We start from the raw sequence: 22,164 nt of genomic DNA on the forward strand, positions 1-22,164 counted from the left end.
CATAATCACGACAACTAAACCATTAAATTAAATTCTAGGTGACTACAAGCAGGTGCAGGTCAAATTGTCCTGCATTTGCTTCAGTTGCCTAGCAAAGGAGACCAAATGTTAACTGTAAATAATGTCAGCATGACCTTCACCGACCGGACGCTTTACTCCGACGTTAACCTGAAGTTCACGGAAGGTAACTGTTACGGAATTATCGGGGCGAACGGGGCCGGCAAGTCCACCTTTCTGAAGATTCTTGAGGGCAAACTGACGCCTAGTTCAGGGACCGTTACCCTTGGCCCCAACGAACGGATGAGTAGCCTGAAGCAGGACCACTTTGCCTTTGATGATCAGACAGTGCTGAACACCGTTATTCAGGGTTACGTTCGTCTCTACGAAGTGATGCAGGAAAAGGACGCCATTTACGCTAAGGCCGACTTCACCGAAGAAGACGGAATGAAGGCCGCCGAACTCGAAGGCGAATTCGCCGAAATGGACGGGTGGAACGCCGAAAGTGACGCCGCCCAGCTTCTCCAGCAGCTCGGTATTGAGGGTGACAAGCACGACCAGCTGATGGCCGAACTTCCTGAAGGGGAAAAGGTGAAGGTGCTGCTTGCCCAGGCACTGTTCGGTAAGCCGGACGTACTGCTGCTGGACGAACCTACCAACGGGCTCGACACGCAGACCATCTCCTGGCTGGAAAACTTCCTTGCTGACTACGAGAACACCGTCCTGGTTGTTTCCCATGACCGGCACTTCCTGAACGCAGTCTGCACGCAGATGTGTGACGTGGACTTCGGTAAGATTGAATTGTACGTCGGGAACTATGACTTCTGGCGCAAGAGTTCCGAACTGGCCCAGCAGCTCCGCGCCAACGCTAACGCCAAGAAGGAAGAACAGATTAAGCAGCTTCAGGACTTCGTTGCGCGCTTCTCCGCGAACGCAAGTAAGTCCAAGCAGGCAACGTCCCGGAAGAAGCAGCTTGAAAAAATCACACTCGATGACATCAAGCCAAGTACGCGTAAGTACCCGTACATCAAGTTTACCCAGCAGCGCGAGATTGGGAACGACCTGGTCCGCGCCGAGGACCTGTCCCTAGTGATTGACGGACAAACGGCCATCAGTAACGCCGGCTTCATCCTGAACCCCGGCGAAAAGACGGCCATCATCAGCCGCTCCGACGTGACGGCCACCCAGCTGTTGCAACTGCTCGCTGAAGAAGTGCAGCCAACCAGTGGCAGTGTGAAGTGGGGCGTAACCACGAGCCGCGGCTACATGCCCAAGGACCTGAACAGTGCCTTTGGTAGTGGCGATGACTCAATCCTCGACTGGTTGCGGCAGTTCGCACCAAAGGACCAGCAGGACAACACGTTCCTGCGTGGGTTCCTCGGGCGGATGCTGTTCTCTGGGGATGACGTACTCAAGCACCTCTCCGTGCTCTCCGGGGGCGAAAAGGTCCGCAGCATTTTGGCTAAGCTCATGCTTGAAGAACCAAACGTGCTGATTTTGGACGACCCCACCAACCACCTGGACCTCGAATCCATCACCGCACTGAACGATGCGCTCGTGGACTTCCCTGGGGCCGTGATTTTCACCAGTCATGACCACGAATTCATCCAGACGATTGCCGACCACATCATCGAAGTTGGGCCTAAGGGTGTCGTTGACCGTGCCGGCACCACCTACGACGAATTCCTGGAGCACCCAATTGCTCAGGAGCAGGTTAAGGCGATTTACGGCGAATAGAAATCACTTAGCAATTGCTAATGGTCACCAAAATTAATAGACAAGTGAACCCAGGTGCAAATTTGTTGCCAGCTGAAAAGGCCGTTAACAAGGCGTTAACACCGGTGGTTACGTAAAAAAGGTACCAGTCATCCCGCAGCAATTGCGGCGGATGGCTGGCACCTTTTTTACTATAAGTTAGTGATAAATAATATTTTACAAAAATTTCGCGAATGCTTAAAATGAACAATATAAGCATACGCGTTCGAAAAATTGCAGATAAGAATATGCGCATTAGCAAGCGCAGGGTGAAGATGATGCTTGGTGAGAATTTTCGGGAGTTACGCACGGCGCGGGGTATGGCGCTCAAGGATGTTGCTAAGGGCGTTGCGTCCGTTGCGACGGTGTCCAAGTTTGAAAACGGGGTTACCGATTTAGCCGCCGGTAAGGTGACCGCCCTCCTCAAGAACATGGGGGTTAGTTTTCGTGAATTTGCCAGCCTGAGTGACCAGAGTACTGGCCACGCGGGTAGTTTTTTGTTCAAGGCGGTCGCCGCGTACCGGAATGATGATCAGCCGCAGATGCGGGAAATCGTTCTGGAGCAGATGGACCAATACCACAAAACGCGGTCCGAGATTGATTTTAACGACATGATGTCCGCCGCTGGGTTGTACTGCGACATTTCTGGGGAAATTCTGGTCAGCGACAAGGATTTGGCCCAGCTCATGGAGAAGTTGCGCACCATCTCTGAATGGAACGAGAACGAAATCATTCTGTTCGGGAACGCGATGACGCTGCTGCCGGACAACCACATCTTCATGTTCGCCCGCGATTTGCTGGCGCACCTGGATCAGATTAAGAGTTGGAACATGTCACTTTACCGGGATGGCTGGTCGGCCGTGCTCAACGCGGTGGACACCCTGATGCAGCATGAGGTCTCGTACTGTCCAGTGTTGCTGCGGCTATGTAACGCCGAAGAGGTGCCAATCACCATCAGTATCATTCTCTTCCGCCGGCGCTTCCTGACGCTCTGTTACAACGAATTAACCGAGCCCAGTGCGGCAAATCGGCAGAAAATTATTGATTTGCTGGCGATTCTGCAGTTCAACGGGTCCACCAAGCTGTGGGGCCGTTACCGCCGGAGCACGCTCAATTTGGTTGGTAATATTTTCGAAGATGATGAGGCAAAATAATGGGCTTGGGTAAACAATTCAAATACATTCGTGCGCGCAAGAATTTCACCCTCGAAATGGCGGCAACTGGCATTACGACGACCAATGCACTGGCTGCCTTCGAAGCGGGGAAGAAGGATATGCCGCTCGAAAAAATGCAGGAATTGCTGTTGCGTATGGGGGTATCTCTGCGCCAGTTTGCTAATATTTCCGACCGCCTGTCCCAGACCAGTCAGGATGCACGCACGCATATCCATGAACTCTACCTCGCGAGGGACACAGCCAAATTAGCCGATTTGTTTAGCAATCCCATCCCAGTCGCAGCGGGCGATGAGGTGTTGGCCTTCTTGGACCACATGTTGATTGCGGGCAAGTACTATGACCTGACCGGCAAGCAGCTGTGCACCGATGAAGAAGTCGAGAACTTGACAACGATGCTGCTCGAGAACCTGTCCTGGGACGAGGCCGAACTGGACGTCTTATTCTGGACGCTGCGCCTGATGAATGACAACCGGGTGTTCATGCTCAGCCGTGAAGTCCTCAACATTACCGAAAGCCTGCGTGATTGGAACTTTGCCCTTTATGGCGCTGCATGGCGGAGCGTGTTGGAGGGGCTGGCGGTCCTGGTTGAACGCAACAGCAACTTTGCCAGCACGCTGATGCGGCAAATCGATATGGTCGAACCCATGGCGGAAGTGCTGATTGCCAACCGCTCGACCTACATGTTCTTGAAGGCAATCATGGTTGTCCAGAAGGAAGATACGGAAGGAAACCGCGAGCTGGTGGCGGACGTGTATCGGCACATTCTGCCGCTGCACTCGACGGAGCTGGAAGACAACCTGCGTAAGATCAATGTACGAACATTAAACCTAGAGCTTTGAATATTGCGCCGGTAATTCATGCCACGTCCGCGGTTGGACGTGGTTTTTTTTGACCAAAGTTCTATTTTTGACTGAATGTGTGCGTTCTTAAATGCGCCTTTTTCGTTATCTGCACGATGAATATGTGAATGTATCGATAACAAGAATCAGGCTTAAATGTATATGCATATAACGAATGAATATATGCATTTTTTACTGGCGAGCGATTGGTCTAGACTTACACGTGAGATTACAACTGTATGACATGTTAACTATACTGTTTTGCTAAACCAACACCAAAAGTCCTTGATAGCGGCATTTTTCATGACAAGACAAGGTGCGACGGGTTTATTTGCAAATATATTTTCAGCATCAGCGGCGAATATGCAACAAAAGGCATCTTTTTGTCAGAAAAGTGTGTGCAGAATTCCATAACTATTTTTACGATTTTTGCTTGCCATTAAATACCTTATAGTTTATACTTCGAAACGTTATGAAGGTTTTCGGGGGATTGCCTTCTGTTTTTCGGACGGTTCTTTTAGTGACCGCACGAACGGACGCGGGAGTTAGGTTTAGGTACCAGTTTAATTGTTGGTTACCTAAGCTAGAGATGGATGAACAAATCCGTTCAACGAATTTTCCCTATGGATGAGGGAGAGTCCGCTAGCAAGAGTAATCTTGTTGGCGGACTTTTTTATTTGCAATTTATAGTAACCGAGCAAGGGGGTAATGGAGATAAGCCGAGATTTGTCAGAAGCTGTGGGGGCGGCGAATTAGTTAAACGAGTGTGGGTAATGGTGCGAGCAATCAAAGACTTGGAGGAAGTTGTAGATGCGCAGTAGAATATTACGAGTGCTAATGGTATTAGTGCTTGTAATTCCATTAACCCAAGCCATTTTCCCGGCGTTGAATGCAAATGCGGGCGGAAATGGTGACCGTATACCGTTAAGTTACACCACTGATCAGCAAGGAACACGTCCGGCTGATAAAGCAGCCTGGCATCTTGCTGGTGATAACGATGTACTTAACCACATTGGTGGACAAGAAGGAAACAGCTTATTTAAAACTACGGGTATCGAAACAAAGGATAGTGATAGCACATATTTGAAATTCGGCAAGGACAAATCAAATCCTGACTACCAGATTCGCAAGTACGCCACGCAGACGACTACGCCTGGGAAATATCAGGTGCATCTGGATGTGAAGGGTAGTACGCGTCAGACCAAGGACATCAAGCCCCTCGATATTGTCTTCGTGGTGGATATGTCCGGAAGTATGGAGATAAAAGACGGCGATCGTAATGAGACGCAGCGGCCGCACGAAAAGACGGAAATCTATAACGGACGCCAGTACTACAGATCAAGTCAAGATGACGTTGGAGGTTATGAGGCGTACGTTGATCAAAGTCAACGTTATGTGATTTATCGTAATAATGGGAATTGGTACTTGTTGGGACAAGATTGGAATGGGCCTTTTCGAAAACAAATTCAAGTCCAAGAAGCACAAACCTACCAGGATGCCAACACCAAAGCCCAGGCACTCCGTGAGGGGCTCAAAGCCTTCACGGACCAAATTGCCGCTAGTTCACAAGATGTCCAGAAAAACTTAAACGTTGGGTTAGTTGCCTTCTCGAGCAATGGTTATCCTGACAACAATATTAGCTTGGACATGAAGCCAATGGATGGTAATCAGGGCAGTCAGATTAATGCCGCAGTCGACAGAACCTTTGAGGGCGGGACATTTACCCAAGACGGGTTGAAGCGTGGCGAAGAGATGCTCAAAAGTAAGGCTCAAGACGGGCACAAGCAAATCATGATTGTGTTGTCTGACGGTGTGCCAACGTCTTCATACCGAGTAAATAATGCAAAGTATGATTCGGAGGCAGGAATTGCGGTCGGTACTAGCTTTGACAGCCACATTGATGGTCGCGGAAACACCTCATTATTTTTGTGGGGGAATGATTATGTGGCTAATGGTGCGGACACCACTGAGCCATACAACGTAGGCGGTCAATGGATTAAAAGTACTTGGGCTGCAACCATTGGGGAAGCCCGCAACATTCAAGTAGAGGGCACTGACATTCGTGCACTTGGTATTCAACTGACAGATGATGATCCACTGGGTGATAATCAAGGCTTAAGCAAGGATGTTGTTCAACAGCGATTCAGCCAGATTGCCAGCAAGGACGCCACCGGCAAACGACAGTATGAAGATGCCGATACACCGGATGCAATTAAGTCTTACCTGATGAAGGAAGCTGACCAGATTGTTAAGGAAATGAACAACGGGACGGTTGCTGATGGTTCCATCACTGATCCACTTGGTGCTCAGTACAGTTACGCAGACCCAAACAAAAACGTCGAGGTGTCCACAGAGGGTGGTGCTGATAAGCCGACCGCCGAAATCAAGAACAATCAGTTAGATGTTTCCGGCATCAACCTGGGCGCTGGCCAAACGTTGCGCCTAAGTTACAACGTCAAACTGAACACTGACACCGACGATTTTGTCAGTGGTAAGTGGTACCAGATGAACGGTGAAACGACGTTCAAGCCAACGCCAACGGATGACAAAGTTAACTTTGGGATTCCATCCGGCCGGGGGTACGGCGCAACGCTAATGTTTGAGAAATTTGCGCAGGGCGCCCAGTACGGTGGTAACCAGCTGGAGAATGCCGAATTCGAAGTTGATGGACCAAACAATAAAACAACAACACTGAGCGACAAGCAAAAGACGATGCGGTTGCGCGTCGGGAAATATACGGCGCACGAAACCAAGAGCCCAGATGGGTACAAGCTCGACAAAACGCCGATTGCGTTCAGCTACGACGGGCAGAAGGTCACTGTCAATGGCGGCGACGCACCGCAGCTACCAACAAGTGGCACCGCCAAAGATGGCGTTTATCAGGACGGCGCGAAGGCGGAAGCCGACAAACAATTTGTCCTGGTTAAGACCGATAAGTCGGCGCAAATGCATTACAGCTTGCGCCTGAAGAAGATTGACAGTAAGACTGGCAATTTGCTGGCGGGGGCTAAGTTCCAGCTCAAGGGACCGGATGGCACGACCTACAACGGTGAAACTACCACCGATAAGGATGGTATCACCTTTAACGGGCTATCCGAATTAGCACCCGGCGATTACGAGTTAACCGAAACGAGCGCGCCTGACGGGTACGCACGGTTAATCGGGACAGTCAGCTTCCAGATTGATAGTCTGGGCCGGCCGGTTAAGGTTGGTAATGACACCATGGCGTTTCGTGATGGTGGCCACGAAGCCACCACGAACAATTTGAACTTGCTCAAGTATTCTGAGTTCGACATGCCGTATAACAAGCAGGTCGGCGTGAACTTGAGTACTGGTGGCAGTGATGCCACGCACCAAACAATGACAATTACGCTCGCAGATGAGTCGCAACCGAAATTACCGGATTCAGCGCGTCTGCCGATGACAGGTGGTCCGGGGATTCTCCCATACGTACTGCTCACATTGGCACTGGTACTGACGGCAGGCGGACTTTACTGGTACTGGAAAGGAGGTGAGGCGTAATGATCAAAATAATTAAGCGTCTCACCTGGTTCCTGGTGCCGCTGATGCTCCTAGTGGCATCACTGGCACGCGGCGAACCAGTGCACGCAGCAACAACTTCTAGCTTCGAACTGGTTTTGCATAAGCGCCTTTACACCGATGTGAATGCTAAAGTGCAACCTTGGTACCTAAACAATGGTCAAAAGGCGGATGCAGCTGGCGATATCATGACCAAGACGACCGGTCTCAACGGGGTGACCTTCACGGTGTTCGATGCTTCGGCGTTGTTCCAGAAGGCCCACGGTGAGGGGCAGGACGTCCAGACCTTCGCCCGCCAGTTCAGCGCAATGGATTCAACCAGTGCGCTGGCGGCGGTCAAGGCGGACAACCTGACCAAGGTCGCTGAGGTCAGCACGGGCCACGACGATGCGCTGGATGAGGACGGGATTGCCCGTCTGCACCTGGACCGCACACGCGGGGATGACCCGGCACTATACATTGTGGTCGAAACGGATACCAGCAAGTCTGGCATCTCGGTTGACCAGCAACGGGACACGGCGCCGCTGGTTGTATCTGCCAGCATGGCGGATCAGGCCGGACAGAAGCTGAACGTCGTGCACATGTACCCGAAGAATTTGGTTTACGGCCGTGACGCGTACTTCTTCAAGTACGGGGTCACGCTGGACGGCAGCGAAATGCGGCTGGCCGGTGCAAAGTTCGTGTTATTCAAGAAGAATGCTGCGGGGGATAAGCTTTACCTCGCAGCCAAGCAGCCGGACCCGCTGAACTTGCAGTGGGTGGCTGCGACCAACCCGAAGTCGGATGCGAGCGTGGCAAGGTTCACGTCGCAGAAGACCGGGCTGGTCACATTGGGTGGCATCTCGCTACCCGCTGGTAATTATGAGTTCGCAGAAGTTGACGCGCCGGAAGGGTTCCAGAACGATGCCGGCGAAATCAAGGTCAACGTCCCGTCACGCATGTACACGGCTTCGGGGAAGCTGATACCGGTGACGGTCAACGATACGGAATTAGCGCAAACTAGTTCCGGCCAAGTTACCGCAGAAACAATCGCACTGGGGCAGCCTCGCGTGTACAACACCGAGGATCAGCCACCACTGCCAAACACATGGTTCCCGCCGAATCCGGGAACCAAATCGCGGACGCCCAATCCACCTGGAAAAGGCCGCACGCACACGCCCGGACATCCATTATTACCAAGTACGGGCATCTTCCCTCAGTTAGGGGACTTAGGGAATTGGCTATTATCATGTTTAGGTTTTGTTGTCATGTTACTCGTCTTGCACTTCTGGAAAAAACGCGAGCATTCGCAAGCATAATTACGCCTCGCAATCATGGGGCCACAATCAAGGAGAAAAATGATGAAGACAACTCACTCGACAAAACTATGGCACCTGTTCATGGTGCTGACAGTCCTTCTGTCCACACTGGCCAGCTTGGTTAGCGCAACGACGGTTAGGGCGGCTGATGGAGACCCCAGCAATGGAGGCGCCAGCAACGGAGGCACTGTTTCCTTTACGATTAACAAGAAGGCTATCAAGGACAATCAGCTGACTCAGATTCAAAACACTGGGGAAAACAATGGTGACCTCGACGGTCTGACAGGACTACCAGGTGCTGAATTCACGGTTTACAACATTACCCAGGAATTTTACAGCGAGTACGAAGCTCTTCCGGCATCCAGCCCTGAGGAGGCCAAAAAGGCTGCAACGACAGTTGAAACCAACCTGCAGAGCGAACCAGAGTTAGTTCAAAATGATACTAACAAGGTTGCAGACGGCGTAAAGACAACTGGTGACGATGGTAAAGCGGTGTTCACCGGTCTTCCAGCCAAGACAACTGTTAACTCGGATGGTGGTCAGATTGAACGTAACTCTGTTTACGCCTTTGCTGAAACCAAAACACCTGATAACTATGCACCATCTGCACTGCTGATTGTTGCGCTGCCAGCTAAGACCGGCGATGATGGTACGATTAACTTGTACCCAAAGGACGCAATGGTAACTAAGACTGTTTTGGATGCTAAGGCTGATGGACAATACGAAGTCGGTGACACGTTGCAGTACAAAGTAACTACACCAATTCCAAGTGATACTGAAAAGTTACAAACATTTAGTATTGCCGACACGATGAACGAAGTTGGTGCCACCTTTAAGCAAATTGATAGTGTTACTGTTGACGGCGTTTCAGTATATGATTATGCCACAGATAAAGATAAACAGAATGTTTTCACCGATCCTAACGTTTTTACTAATAAGCAAAAAAATCCTAAGACGGATGCAAGTTCGTGGAGTATGACTTTTGGTGTTAAAGACCAGCCTGATGTCACCACTTCTTACGGTGTCAAAGCAATTGACGCACTAAAGCCATACGCAGGCAAGGTTGCTGTTATCACATACACGGTTCAATTGAATGAGAATGCTATTCCTGCGCAGACACTGGATAACAATTTGAACGTGACGTTTGGTCACACGCCAATTACTTTGCACACCGACAAGAAGATTACTCCATTCGGTGGTCACAAGTTCGTCAAGGAAGATTCCAAGACCGGTGAAAAGCTGGGCGGTGCGGAATTTGTACTCACGAAGAGTGAAAAGAATGGTGACACGGCTGTTGTTAAGTTCGCAAAGCTCACTGGCGTCGACAACATCACTGATGGGAACTACAACCCAACCAAAATTGAATGGGTAGATAACCAAGATGATGCAACAAAGCTGACCACTGCCGCTGACGGTAACCTGACCATTAGTGGATTCAAGTACGGCGAATACTCACTGATTGAAACTAAGGCTCCTGAAGGTTACGCACTTCCTGGTAACAAAGTAACGCCATTCACCATTGATGGTACTGACTGGAAGACCAGTAAGATTCAGTCCATCAAGAACACCAAGGAACCTGGTACCATCCTGCCAATGACTGGTGGTATGGGGTTCATCCTCTTTGCCATTGCCGGCATTGCGCTGATTGGTGCAGGCTTTATCGTGATGAAGCGCGGCAAGAAGGCTAACGCTTAGTCACTGATTGATAATTCATAGCAACCGCAGCTTAAATGCTGGTTGCAGCAACAAAAACGTAAGGGTGCGGTGGTGACACGATTAATCGGGTTAGTAGCCACATCCTTACGAATACATAGGGGGGAAATAACGTGCGCGGGAAAATACGCCAAATTATCATGATTTTGCTGTTTGGCGCCGGGCTGGTTGTTTTCACCTATCCGTTCATGCAGATGGCGGTTAACCATTTTACGTTGCAGCACAACATGGCGCAAACATATGCGGCCAACCAGAAGGAAGCCAAACGCATTAAAGCGCTGCAAGCAAAAAAGGGTGATCAGATTGGCGATAGCTTTTCCGCCAACAACCTGAACCGCGATGAACGGGCCCACCTGCTGGGCACCATCAGCATCCCCAGCATCAAGTTGAACCTGCCCGTCTTCGATATTGCGACGGAGGCATCGCTCCAACTGGGTGCGGGCGTGGTGCGTGGCACCGACATGCCGGTCGGTGGGCTTGACCGGCACACCGCAATTTCTGCCCACAGCGGCTTGCCCACGAAGGTGTTCTTCACCAATTTACACCTGGTGAAAAAGGGTGACGTGTTCGTCATCACCGTTGGCGGCAAGCACCGGGCCTACAAGGTTTACAAGAAGCAGGTGGTCTTGCCCACCAACGTGAAGCCGCTGGCCCGCCAAGCCGGCCGCGACCTGGCGACGCTTATCACGTGTACCCCGTACATGATTAACACGCACCGGCTGCTGGTTACGGGCCACCGCGTGCCATACACGCAGAAGGTAGCGGCGGCGGTGCGGCACTCGCAGCAAGCCGCCACGGCCTACACCGTCATTTTCATCATCGCTGTGATTTTTGCCTTCCTGACCCTGATTTTCTACACCATCTGGCGTCTGCGCTGGAAGAAAAACGGGCCGGTAAGACAGTAAGAAGATTCGTTATTATCGCTGAGAGGAGACTCGCCCATGTTACGCAAAAAAATTATGCATATGCTCATGGTCCTGGTACTGATTACACCATTATGCCAATTTTTGGTGGGCGGGCAGGTCGCCGATGCGGGAACCGCTGACGATAAGCCGGACCAGGCGCTCATCATTGATCCGGATGCGGAGTCGGAGGTAACGATTACTTCTAACTATTATCGTGATGGTAAAGCCAAGATTACCGACTTCAATGGGGCTAATCGAGTTGGCGATGACGGCTCGGGTAATTATCAATCTTGGCATGATTGGGAACAATCAGACCACACCTACATGAATTTTCAGGACAACAAGGGCATGACTGGGATTGCCTACACAGGGCTCCACGCGAGAGACGGCGGGGATGGCCAATCACTTCCTGATACAATTACGGTCGACTACGACAATGTCGGTCTGGCGAGGGAGGATGGCCAGTACGTCAGGGTGGGTGCGCACGTTACCGTCGATAATATTATCTACGGCGCACAACCCAGCTGGTCTGCAGACACAGTACCCTACATTATTTTCTCGAACAACCTATACTCTGGAGTGCTTTACGGCGGGATTAAGAGTATGTCCATCCACTTCACCTTCGTGGACCCCGATGGTAAGCCGATTAATTTCACCGGTCTGGGCGGCAAGTTCTCGTTCAACTCACTGAACGCTAACCAGGCCAACGACTGGGGTAATCCGGAGCAGTCCACAGAGTTTGCTGGCGATGGTGCTGACCGTCCGGATGGGGTAACTAGTGATGGGACGATTCTGTCATACCACCCTCAACCACAAAATCCCGCTTTCAAATACATGGCGGGGACTTACTACGGCACTAACGGAACCAACTTTAGTGGTGACGACGACCATCTGGGTAATCCGAACTTCCCAAGGGCCACGGTTTCGTTTCCACTTAGCCGGACAACCAATTCGTTTACGTTTGGTTCCGGCTGGGGCCGTGCGTGGACTGCATTTTCCAGTAGTTCGCCGTTCCCGGTCGCGCAGTCCGCACCAAGTAAGACCGTCGAACCGGTCGACAACAATGCCGGGTTTGCTCAGCGTTATGACAACGATTTAGACGTTTACGGCTTGCATGAAGGAGACAGCAAGTGGGACTTCAATAATCCGCAGCCGGGCCACAATCCAGATAAACCCGACCTTGCTCAAGGTGTGTTGCCAAAAGCCAAGCGGTACGTGGAACCGGGTAAGGAATATTACTACTACATTAACCAGCCGACAATTGACCTGTCGACGCAAGGTTTGGTGTTACCAGCTCATATGGAAATAACGGATACTCTGCCAGAGGGGACCGAGATGGCGGGCAACGATGCGGTCACGGTGTACGACTTAGAGGGCAATCAGCTTGCTCAAAGCGATGCTGACGGCCGGTATTTGAATGTGCAGTTGTCAAGCGATGCGGTGCAAAAGATCAACGAAGAGTCTAAAGATCCGAAATTTTACGGTAAGGACTTCACGATTCGGGTGAAGTTCAAGGTGACAGACGATGCACCGAAATTGATGCAAAATAAAGCCGCATCATTTTTTAGATACAATAATGATGAGATGTTTTCCGCGACCTCCAACATTGTCGACATTCAGTTGCCGCCAGATCCCGTTGACATCAGCTTCGAGAAGATTGATAGCGATACGGGGAATCCGCTACCTCGCGCAACCTTCACGCTGTACCAAGATGGTCAGGAAAAAGGAAAGGCAACCAGTGACAGCAATGGTCAGGTGAAGTTTCCCAAAGTTGTGCCCGGCGATTACCAAATCGCTGAAACTGATGTGCCGACTAACTACGAAGACCCGCAAAATGGCGCCAAAACAAATATCACCGTCAATAACGATGGGACGATTACCTGGCCAGACGGGGTATTGCAGGATGGCAAGTACCCCGACAAGCCGACCCGCAAGCAGTTTGTTCTGCACCTAGATAAGGTGGACTTGAACAAGCACGACCTGAAAGGTGCCACCTTTGAGCTGAAACATGGCACATCGACGGAACGGGCGACTACTGAAAAAAGTGGTGGCATTGAGTTCAAGATGGCCATGGTCCCGGGCGATTACACCTTAAAGGAAGTAACGGCTCCCCAAGGTTTCAATAAGCTCGGCGGGACTTTCCACTTCACTATTGGTGATGATGGTTACCCGAAGCAGGTTGGTAGTCGGGACTTCAAGTTCGCTGACGAGCAAACGCACGCTGGCGATATCAACGATTGGGATTCGGTGCTGAATTTAGCCTACGATGGCAGCGACCTCAGCTTTTTGAAGGATTACGGGTTGAAGGTTGCTCAGGTTGACAATCAGTATAAGCTCCAAGTCACCATCCCCGACAAACGCACGAAGAAGTACAACCTGAAAATTCACAAGATTGATGCGCTGACTGGGGCTAATGTTGATGGTGCAGACTTTAAGCTGACGCGGCTGAACGAAGATGGCTCGTCAACCGAGTTTAATGCCACCAGAAAAGATGGATTATTAACCTTTATGGATTATGGTGCGCCCCTGAGTCTGAGGCCAAGCACCAACTACACGCTGCAGGAAACGAAGGCCCCTGGTCGTTACCAAAAGCTGAAGGGTGTCTTCACCTTCCAAGTTGGCGCGGACGGTCAGCTGATGCCAGTTAACGATGGCGGCAAGTTTAAATTTGCTGACGGCCAGGCGCACGGTGAACCAGAAGACGGTAACTGGGACCTGCTCCAGTACAGCGATAATGACCTGCCGTACAGCGACCACTTCGGTGTTACCGTGGATGCTGACAATAGTGCTACCACTGATTCAGGTACCGATAAGGACCCAGGCACGGGGACCGTCACTATCACCATCCCCGACCAGGAGGTGCCGCTGCCAGATGATGTGCGTCTGCCAAGCACCGGTGGCTCCGGGATGTTGCCGTACGTCATGGTGGCCCTGCTGCTGGTAATGCTCGGCAGCGGCCTGGTACTGTACTGGCGTCGCAGTGAAGTCAAATAAATTTTGAGTCACCAATTGTCTTGCGCAATCAATGTGCGAGGCGGTTGGTGGCTTATTTATATAGAAGAAAAGCTCAACAAACGTTTGTTCGGGAAACGCAAATACGCTATAATAAGCGCATACAAAGCGGGAGGTTCGACATGCGAATTTTACACACAGCTGATTGGCATATTGGCAAAAGTTTGGCGGGATTTGATTTGCTCGACGTGCAGCGGCGCAGTTTTGCCCAGTTATGCCAGGTGGTAAGGGACCAGCACGTGGACGCCATGATCATCGCCGGTGACGTTTACGACCGTTCCTTAGCGGCCGAGAACGTCGTGGACACGGTCAACGACATGCTGCGGACACTTAATCTGGACGACAAGCTACCATTGTTAGTGATTTCTGGGAACCACGACTCCGCCCCCCGGCTGGCAACCGGGCACGAATGGTTCGCAAACACCGGCCTGTACCTGAACACGACCATTGCAGGTGCGTTTAAGCCCGTCACTATCGGCGACACCCAATTCTTCCTGCTGCCATACTTCGAGCCGCGGCAGGCACAGGTGTACTTCGGCAATGACAGTTTGACCAGCATCGGCGCCAGCGTTGCGCGCGTAATCGACGGGCTCGTGCCGCTATTCGAAGAGGGCAAACACCACGTGCTGGTGAGCCACTTCTTCGTTGCCGGCAGCAGTCACGTCGGTACTAACGGGGGCAGCTCGGAAACCAGTGTCAGCGTCGGCGGCCTCGACGCGGTGCCCGTGGATATTTTTGCGCCGTTTGATTACGTGGCGCTCGGACACCTGCACAACCGTCACGCACTGAACGCGGAGAAGATTCAATACGCCGGTTCGCTCGTGAAGTACGACGTGTCGGAGGCCAACATGAAAAAAGGGTGTTACATCCTGGACACGGACACGATGGTGCGCAAGTTCATCGAAATCCCGCAGACGCCGGAGTTCCGCCACGTCACCGACAGCTTTGACCGCATCATGGATCCAGACACTGACCTAGGGGTGGCGCCGGATGATTACGTGCAGTTCACGCTGACGGACACGGAGGTCATTCCGGACCTGATGAACCGGCTGCGCGAACGGTTCCCGCACTGCACCGGGGTTGACCGCGCGACCAGTGTGGACTTGCAGCAGGAGATGCACGCGCAGATTCAGGATTTGGACCCGATGGCGCTACTGACCGACTTTTACGCCGATGCGCTGGGCAGTCCCTTGTCTGATGGCAGCCGCAAGTGGGCGGAGAAGACGCTAGCGGAAGTTCGAGGTGAGCACTAATGCGATTTAACCAATTACACATGATTAACTTCGGTCCGTACGCCGACGAAACGGTCGATTTCACCGACTTTGCCGGCACGCCGCTGTTCCTAATTAGCGGGGACACGGGTGCGGGGAAGTCCACGATTTTCGACGCCATGCTGTTTGCCCTGTACGGGTCGGACTCCAAGGCCAGCAACGGGGATAACGGCCGCGTTGCGTTCTCGCTGCGGTCGGATTTTGCGGCGGACAAAGATGACACGGTGGTTGAGCTCTCGTTCAGTCACCAGGACAAGGACTACCAGGTGCGCCGCGCCATTCGCGTGCGCCGGGATGGTACGCTGACGCCGCGGGATCCAGAGCTGACCATCACTGGCCCGGGCGAGGCGGTGGATGTGCTCACCAAGCAGCGGGAGGTTAACGCCGCACTGCTGGAGTTGCTGAACCTAGACAAGGCCCAGTTCCGGCAAATTGTGCTGTTGCCCCAGGGCGATTTCCGCCGCTTTTTGGATGCCGATAGCAGCCAGCGTGAGGAATTATTGCGCAATCTGTTTGGCACGGGGATGTACGCGCGCTGGCAAGATGCCATCGAAAGCCACCTGCGCGCGTTGCGCAAGGACATGACCAGCACCAAGGACCGGATGGACGAAATCATCGAGGGCTTTGTGCTTGATGATAACCAGTCAATCGAAGACGGTGAAATCAGCAACAAGTTGGCGCAGATGGAGCAGTTCCAGGCCGACGCGCAGGCGCAAATGTACCAGCGTAGTGCTGAACTGGACAACGCCAAGGATGCCGCGAAGAAGGCCAGTGCTGCGCTTGCGGCGGGGACGAGCTTGGCCCAGGCGTTCAACCTAAATAAGCAGTTGCGGGCCGAATCCGCGCGGTTGCGGTCCGAAAAAGCCACCGACGACAAGCGGCAAGAAGAGATTAACCACCTCGAGTGGGTCCAGCAGAATCAGGCGCTTTACGGGCGCATGCAGGAGTCGGCCAAGCGGCTGGATCAGGCCCGAGTAAAGCACGCGGGAACCAGCAAGTTGTTGGCCGCTGCCCAGAATGCCAACCAGGCCGCCAAGCAGCAGCTGACATTGCTTAGTCAGCAGCAGGCGGCATTTGACGATAAGAAGCGTGTTGCCGAGAACCTCACCGGGGTAATCAGCCAACTGAATGAATTGGCCCTGGCACGCCAGACAGCGGCGGGGGCCCAGCAGCAGTTGGCTCAGCTTAACGCCCAGGTGCAGGAACAATCCGCAAAACTGGATGATGCACAAAGCCAGCTGAGTGACGTTAACGCGCAGCTAACGGATGGGCACGTGCAGGAACTGCAGCAACTGGTTCACGACCAGGATGTGGCGCTCCTTCACCTGCAAAACCTCGGGGCAACGGTCAAGCAGAACCAGGCTGCCTTAACCCGCGCAACGCAGGCGGCCGCGCAGGCAACTGCGGCGCTGCAGACTGCGACCGCGGCGGCGACTGCCGGCGAACGGGCGCACAACGAGGTGAAGCTGCGGTTTTTCCGGAGTCAGGCGGCTTTGCTGGCGGCGGAGCTGGGTGAGGATGACCCGTGTCCCGTGTGCGGCTCGACGACGCACCCGCAACTAGCACATGCGGATGCAACGACAACCACGCAGGCGGAATTTGACGCCAGCGCCAAGCGGTACAAGGTGTTGCAGGATGCCGCAAGCCGGGCGATTAGTGCAAGCGAAACCGCCACTGCGAACCTGACGAGTGCGCAGGCGGCCCTACAGGAAGCAACCCAGTCACTGCTGACGGCAATCGCCGCTGATGTGGCATTTGGCGGTCTCACCAAGCCGGCAGATGCGACCACGGCCTTAGCGGCGCTTGCAGTTGCGGGCAGCCAGTTGGCCCAGAACCGGCAGGAGTTGGCACGGCAAACCAAGCACCAGGAGCAGCTCAGTGTGCGGCGCAACGAGCTGACAGCCAAGATGCCGGGCCTGCAGGAACAGCTTGCGGAACTGCAACAGCAGCAGGCCGCGGCGGAGACGACGGCAACGCGCACCGCCGAGCACGCATCCGGAATTGCGGACCAGCTGGGTGAGCGCGCGGACGCGGATGCGCAAACCCTGAAGCAGCAACAAGCAGATTTGCGGGCCAGCGTCAGCGTGTTCACCAAAAAGTTAACCGCGGCAACCAAGCGGGAACAAGAAGCCGGACAACAGGCGGCCACCCTGACTGGTCAAGAACGTGAGCAGAAGGCCGCCATCACCACGGCCGCAGCGGAGGCGCAGACGGCCGCTGCAGAAATGACCGAGTTGGTGAAGGAACATTACGGTCAGAACGGGACAATTGAGCAGTTCGCAGGTGATGAGCTGCGGGTTCAGGACCTGGACGGGCTGCGGCAGCAGGTACAAGACTACGCGGCCCGTGTGGCAACTAATGCGCAATTGTTGCGGGACAACACCGCCAAAATCGCGGGCGCCAAGCAGCCTGATGTGGTGCAGCTTCAGCAGGTGAGTGATGCAGCGGCGGCCTTGGTGAATGCTTTGACCCAAGAACTCGGCGCAACGACCCAGCGCAACCGGCAAAATGCCGCGGTGATTGCCAAGCTCAAGCAGCGGCTGACGAACTGGGAGGAAACGGAGCGGGCTGTGCGGGACCTGAGCACCCTGGATCAAGCGTTCACGGGGCACAACCCGCGGAACCTAGGTCTCGAGCGGTACGTGCTCGGCTCCTACTTTGACCGGGTATTGCAGGTTGGTTCGCAGCGGCTACATCAGCTAACCCGCGGCCGGTACAATTTTGTCCTGAACACCGGCGCTACGGTCAAGCGTGCCAACCGGACGGGACTGGAAATTGACGTGTACGACGACCAGGTGGGTCAAACCCGGTCGGTCCACACGCTGTCCGGGGGCGAGAGTTTCATCGCCGCCCTGTGCCTGGCCCTTGCGCTCGGTGAGGTGATTCAGGAAGAAAACGGGGGTGTGGCCATCGACGCGCTCTTCATCGACGAGGGCTTCGGTTCACTCGACAGCGCGAGTCTGGAGCTGGCGATGGAGGCCCTGGAATCAATCGAGGGCCACAACCGCATGATTGGAATCATCAGCCACGTTGAGACCTTGAAGGCGGGAATTCCGGACCAGTTGCAGGTGCGTCCAGACGGAACGGGCCGGAGCAGTTTGAGGGTCATTCACAAAAACGGTTGAGCGACTTTACCAAAACTTTGCCCTTGATTGTTAGCAGTATCATCAATCGAGTGCTATAATAATTGACGTAGAGAGTTTGACAACCCTCCCATAAGTGGCCGCAACCCAGTGTAAGCGGCTACGCATTTCAGCTACCTACAGGCACAATTACGTGTCGGCATAGCCAGTCTATGGAAAGAGGTAAAAGAATATGGCAGGAAAACTCAGTAAGGAACAGCGCAAGGCACTGATTCAGAAGGCTGAAGAAGATCGGGCAAAGCACCCAGTAAAGAAGGACGCAAAGTCCGGATTTGCTGCAATTGATGCAGAAGCCGACAAGCTCACAGAAGAGCAAAACCAACATTAGTAGAGGTATGCCTGCAAGTGAAAAATGTGCAAAAGTTGCGCACATCTTTCACTTGCAGGCATATTTTTTTGGCGCAATCCGTCGGCATCGGTGGCCCGTCGCCAGTCAGTGGGCTATGATTAATGGCAATGAGGAGGCAATCAGCATGCAGACACTAATCGTCGTTGCGCACCCAAACATTGCGCGCAGCAACACCCAGAGCTTTTTTAAGGAAACCGCCGCGCAGGTACCGGAGTCAACGTGGCACGAGCTCACAGATTGCGACTATTCGCCCGCGGAGGTTGCAAGCGAGCAGGCACTCATTCTGGCAGCGGACCGCATTGTGCTGCAGTTTCCGCTCTATTGGTACAGTGCGCCGGCGCAGCTTTGGGCCTGGCTCGATGCGGTCTGGCAGCGCGGTGTTGTGTACGATGATACCGGCGGGTTGCTGCGGGGCAAGGAGCTGGCGGTGGTTGTTTCGTTCAGCCACCCGCTCACTGATTACCGGTTGGGTGCACGGGAGAACGTGACGGTCGACACACTGCTGGCACCGTTTGCGGCGATTGCACGCAAGACGGGGATGACTATGCTCACACCGCTGCTGGTTCCCGAGTTCGCCCGGATGACGGAACAAGCGCGCGCGGAGCTGTTCACGGTCTACCAGCAATATTTGACCCTCGACCAACCGACTTCGCGGCGCAAACAGGCGCAGTGGTTTGAGGCTGAATTGGCAAAACGCGGGGACGCATTGCTGGCGGACACGATGAGTGACATCAACGCCGACATGACCCAGCTCCACCAAACGGTCGCCGACTTGCGCACCGGGGAGGTAGACTAATGACCGAACAGGAAAAATGGCTGATTGAAGAGGCCAAGCGCAAGGCGGAGACGGCGAATAAGTACCAGGACAAAGCTTTCTACCTGGCCCTGGCACAGTTCGCCACGGAGCAGGCCCACCGCGCCGCGTTAATGCGCAGTGAAATCGATGGGCGCACATGGGATCACAGTGCCTGGTAAAATGCGACTATTGGCCGATGGGCTCCGGGTGGGGATTTGCTAGAATATTAGGTAATTAATAGAAATGGTGGCGACAATAATGCGTACATTCTACGTTCAGTTCCAGCGCTCAGCGTGGCTGCGAGCATTAATTATGATAGTTTTGGGTGCGGCGATTGTTGCGGCGCCAAACTTGGTGTTCGGTGCAATCGTCAACATCCTCTCCCTCATTTTCCTCGTGTGCGGGGTCTTTTCACTGCTGAAGAATTGGCGGATGCAGCGGCAGGGACTGGTCACGGCCGGGTATGGACCCGGGATTGCGCTACTGATTGGGGCGCTGCTAGTTGAATCACTGTCCGGTATGGTTATTAGCATGTTACCCGCGCTCGCCGGATTTGCCCTAATCATGTACGGCGTGGCCATGATTTCCGGCGCCCGGAGCAACCGCCAGTACGTGAACGAATCCGTGGTGTGGCCGACAATCTACGGCGTGCTCGTGCTTTTTGCCGGCGCGTTCCTGTTGTTCCACCCATTCGGGACGGCAATGTTCCTGTTCCGGGTGCTCGGCGCCGTTCTCGCCGTCATGGGAGTCATGGAACTGATTAACTGGTTCAAATACCGGTAGTCGCCTGCAGTTATTGATTTGCGGCGGCCCAAAAATTAGAGCGCGGGGGGGCATAACCGGTTGTGGTTGTGTCTCCCCGCGCTTTCAACTACACTTAACTTAATTAGTAAAGAAAGAAGCGAAGTATATGACTAAGCGTGTTAAAGGTTCCTGCACCACGGTACTTGTGGGGAAGGATGCCAGTATCGATGGTTCCACCATTATTGCCCGGAACGAGGACGGTAATGTCCCACTGCAGCCGCAGAAGTTCGTGGTGGTGAACCCTGACGAACAGCCACGGCACTACCAGTCAGTGCTGAGCAGTTTTAACATTGACCTGCCCGACAACCCGTTGCGCTACACGGAAACACCTAACGCGGACCCTAAGGAAGGGGTTTGGGGTGCAGCTGGTATTAACAGCGATAACGTTGCAATGAGTTCCACCGAAACCATCACGACCAACGCACGGATTCTGGGGGTTGACCCACTTGATGATAACGGGATTGGTGAAGAGGACATGCCAACCTTGGTATTGCCTTACATCCACTCCGCCCGTGAAGGTGTGCAGCGCCTTGGCTCAATCATTGAGAAGTACGGGACGTACGAATCAAACGGGATTGCCTTCTCCGATAACCAGGAAGTTTGGTGGTTTGAATCCATTGGTGGCCACCACTGGGCTGCAGTCCGCATTCCCGACGACGCATACGTGGTTGCGCCTAACCGCATGAACATTGACCACTTTGATTTTGACTCCGACGACACGATGAGCGCAACTGACTTGCAGGACATCATCGCAACCTACCACATGAACCCAGACAAGGAAGGCTACAACCTGCGTCACATCTTCGGTAGTGCCACCATCAAGGACACGCGGTACAACAACCCCCGTGCCTGGTACGGACAGAAGTACTTCAACCCCGAATTCGACACCACGCCAATCGACCAGGACCTGCCATTTATTTGCCGGACCGACAAGAAGATTAGCATTGAAGACGTTAAGTGGGTTCTGAGCTCACACTACCAGAACACCAAGTATGACCCATACGGTACCGGTTCAGACGCCGACAAGAAGCAGATGCGCCCAATCGGCATCAACCGGAACCAGGAACTGCACATTCTGCAGATCAGAAACGATGTCCCAGACGAAATCGCGGCCATTCACTGGCTCGCCTTTGGTCCCAACACGTTCAACGCCGTAATGCCATTTTACGCGAACGTAACCGACACCCCAGCCAGCTACCGCGACACCAAGCCAGAATACGAACCAACCAAGATGTACTGGCTTAGCTGCACGCTGGCAGTTCTTGGGGACACGAACTTCGGCCTGTTTGAAGACTTCGAAAACCTCTTCGAACAAAACACGGTTGCGGCGGCGCGTCACATGCAGATTGAAGCCGACAAGGGCTATAAGGATGCAGCTGATTTGCACGCATACCTTGAAGAAGTGAACGCCAAGATGGCGCAGACCTCCTTCGACAACTCGAACAAGCTGCTCGGCCAGATGGTCGCACTTGCTGCTCCACAAATGAAGCTGAAGTTCACGCTGAACGACTAGGATAACTTGGCCGTTTGCGGTAATCTAACACAATAAAATAAGGTTCTGGTTGAC

The 22,164-nt window shown here is 53.3% G+C and carries 15 protein-coding genes; all 15 read left to right on the forward strand.

Annotated features, from left to right (window positions below):
* The first annotated feature begins 105 nt into the window (after positions 1-105).
* Positions 106-1,734, forward strand: a complete 1,629-nt coding sequence (locus tag EKN00_RS05175) for an ABC-F family ATP-binding cassette domain-containing protein (protein WP_164848030.1) — start codon at positions 106-108, stop codon at positions 1,732-1,734.
* Positions 1,735-2,000: 266 nt separating this feature from the next.
* A complete protein-coding gene (locus EKN00_RS05180; protein WP_164848031.1) occupies positions 2,001-2,906 on the forward strand; it encodes a helix-turn-helix domain-containing protein in 906 nt (301 codons plus the stop codon).
* On the forward strand, positions 2,906-3,766 hold the full coding sequence (locus EKN00_RS05185) for a helix-turn-helix transcriptional regulator (RefSeq protein WP_127849089.1): 861 nt from the start codon (positions 2,906-2,908) through the stop codon (positions 3,764-3,766). Before EKN00_RS05180 ends, EKN00_RS05185 begins: the two co-directional genes overlap by 1 nt.
* An 837-nt stretch (positions 3,767-4,603) precedes the next feature.
* Complete coding sequence (locus EKN00_RS05190; protein WP_127849090.1) at positions 4,604-7,288, forward strand: vWA domain-containing protein; 2,685 nt, start codon at positions 4,604-4,606, stop codon at positions 7,286-7,288.
* On the forward strand, positions 7,288-8,604 hold the full coding sequence (locus EKN00_RS05195) for a pilin N-terminal domain-containing protein (protein ID WP_127849091.1): 1,317 nt from the start codon (positions 7,288-7,290) through the stop codon (positions 8,602-8,604). The genes EKN00_RS05190 and EKN00_RS05195 overlap by 1 nt, the downstream gene beginning before the upstream one ends.
* Before the next feature lie 39 nt (positions 8,605-8,643).
* Positions 8,644-10,299, forward strand: coding sequence for a SpaH/EbpB family LPXTG-anchored major pilin (locus EKN00_RS05200; RefSeq protein WP_164848032.1), 1,656 nt, complete (start codon positions 8,644-8,646; stop codon positions 10,297-10,299).
* Between the two features lie 131 nt (positions 10,300-10,430).
* Positions 10,431-11,222: a class C sortase gene (locus EKN00_RS05205; RefSeq protein WP_127849093.1), complete on the forward strand. Its 792-nt coding sequence runs from the start codon at positions 10,431-10,433 to the stop codon at positions 11,220-11,222.
* Between the two features lie 36 nt (positions 11,223-11,258).
* Complete coding sequence (locus tag EKN00_RS05210) at positions 11,259-14,216, forward strand: MSCRAMM family protein (RefSeq protein ID WP_127849094.1); 2,958 nt, start codon at positions 11,259-11,261, stop codon at positions 14,214-14,216.
* Positions 14,217-14,356: 140 nt separating this feature from the next.
* Complete coding sequence (locus EKN00_RS05215) at positions 14,357-15,487, forward strand: exonuclease SbcCD subunit D (RefSeq protein ID WP_127849095.1); 1,131 nt, start codon at positions 14,357-14,359, stop codon at positions 15,485-15,487.
* On the forward strand, positions 15,487-18,630 hold the full coding sequence (locus EKN00_RS05220; RefSeq protein WP_127849096.1) for an AAA family ATPase: 3,144 nt from the start codon (positions 15,487-15,489) through the stop codon (positions 18,628-18,630). The genes EKN00_RS05215 and EKN00_RS05220 overlap by 1 nt, the downstream gene beginning before the upstream one ends.
* A 190-nt stretch (positions 18,631-18,820) precedes the next feature.
* Positions 18,821-18,976: a hypothetical protein gene (locus tag EKN00_RS10815; protein ID WP_164848033.1), complete on the forward strand. Its 156-nt coding sequence runs from the start codon at positions 18,821-18,823 to the stop codon at positions 18,974-18,976.
* 145 nt (positions 18,977-19,121) lie between these two features.
* Positions 19,122-19,793: an NAD(P)H-dependent oxidoreductase gene (locus EKN00_RS05225; protein ID WP_164848034.1), complete on the forward strand. Its 672-nt coding sequence runs from the start codon at positions 19,122-19,124 to the stop codon at positions 19,791-19,793.
* Positions 19,793-19,972, forward strand: a complete 180-nt coding sequence (locus EKN00_RS05230) for a hypothetical protein (protein ID WP_127849098.1) — start codon at positions 19,793-19,795, stop codon at positions 19,970-19,972. The genes EKN00_RS05225 and EKN00_RS05230 overlap by 1 nt, the downstream gene beginning before the upstream one ends.
* A 79-nt stretch (positions 19,973-20,051) precedes the next feature.
* Positions 20,052-20,576: an HdeD family acid-resistance protein gene (locus EKN00_RS05235; protein WP_164848035.1), complete on the forward strand. Its 525-nt coding sequence runs from the start codon at positions 20,052-20,054 to the stop codon at positions 20,574-20,576.
* Between the two features lie 127 nt (positions 20,577-20,703).
* The gene (locus EKN00_RS05240; RefSeq protein WP_127849100.1) at positions 20,704-22,110 is read left to right on the forward strand and encodes a C69 family dipeptidase; all 1,407 of its coding nucleotides are present in this window, start codon (positions 20,704-20,706) and stop codon (positions 22,108-22,110) included.
* Positions 22,111-22,164: the final 54 nt, after the last annotated feature.

Origin of the sequence: Lacticaseibacillus hulanensis, from assembly GCF_004010095.1 — a bacterium.
Taxonomy (GTDB): Bacteria; Bacillota; Bacilli; order Lactobacillales; family Lactobacillaceae; genus Lacticaseibacillus; species Lacticaseibacillus hulanensis.

Bases quoted from the DNA above. Each gene is read 5' to 3' on its own strand.
- EKN00_RS05175 (WP_164848030.1), top strand. From the start codon at position 106: ATGTTAACTGTAAATAATGTCAGCATGACCTTCACCGACCGGACGCTT.
- EKN00_RS05180 (WP_164848031.1), top strand. From the start codon at position 2,001: ATGCGCATTAGCAAGCGCAGGGTGAAGATGATGCTTGGTGAGAATTTT.
- EKN00_RS05185 (WP_127849089.1), top strand. From the start codon at position 2,906: ATGGGCTTGGGTAAACAATTCAAATACATTCGTGCGCGCAAGAATTTC.
- EKN00_RS05190 (WP_127849090.1), top strand. From the start codon at position 4,604: ATGGTATTAGTGCTTGTAATTCCATTAACCCAAGCCATTTTCCCGGCG.
- EKN00_RS05195 (WP_127849091.1), top strand. From the start codon at position 7,288: ATGATCAAAATAATTAAGCGTCTCACCTGGTTCCTGGTGCCGCTGATG.
- EKN00_RS05200 (WP_164848032.1), top strand. From the start codon at position 8,644: ATGATGAAGACAACTCACTCGACAAAACTATGGCACCTGTTCATGGTG.
- EKN00_RS05210 (WP_127849094.1), top strand. From the start codon at position 11,259: ATGTTACGCAAAAAAATTATGCATATGCTCATGGTCCTGGTACTGATT.
- EKN00_RS05215 (WP_127849095.1), top strand. From the start codon at position 14,357: ATGCGAATTTTACACACAGCTGATTGGCATATTGGCAAAAGTTTGGCG.
- EKN00_RS05220 (WP_127849096.1), top strand. From the start codon at position 15,487: ATGCGATTTAACCAATTACACATGATTAACTTCGGTCCGTACGCCGAC.
- EKN00_RS10815 (WP_164848033.1), top strand. From the start codon at position 18,821: ATGGCAGGAAAACTCAGTAAGGAACAGCGCAAGGCACTGATTCAGAAG.
- EKN00_RS05225 (WP_164848034.1), top strand. From the start codon at position 19,122: ATGCAGACACTAATCGTCGTTGCGCACCCAAACATTGCGCGCAGCAAC.
- EKN00_RS05230 (WP_127849098.1), top strand. From the start codon at position 19,793: ATGACCGAACAGGAAAAATGGCTGATTGAAGAGGCCAAGCGCAAGGCG.
- EKN00_RS05235 (WP_164848035.1), top strand. From the start codon at position 20,052: ATGCGTACATTCTACGTTCAGTTCCAGCGCTCAGCGTGGCTGCGAGCA.
- EKN00_RS05240 (WP_127849100.1), top strand. From the start codon at position 20,704: ATGACTAAGCGTGTTAAAGGTTCCTGCACCACGGTACTTGTGGGGAAG.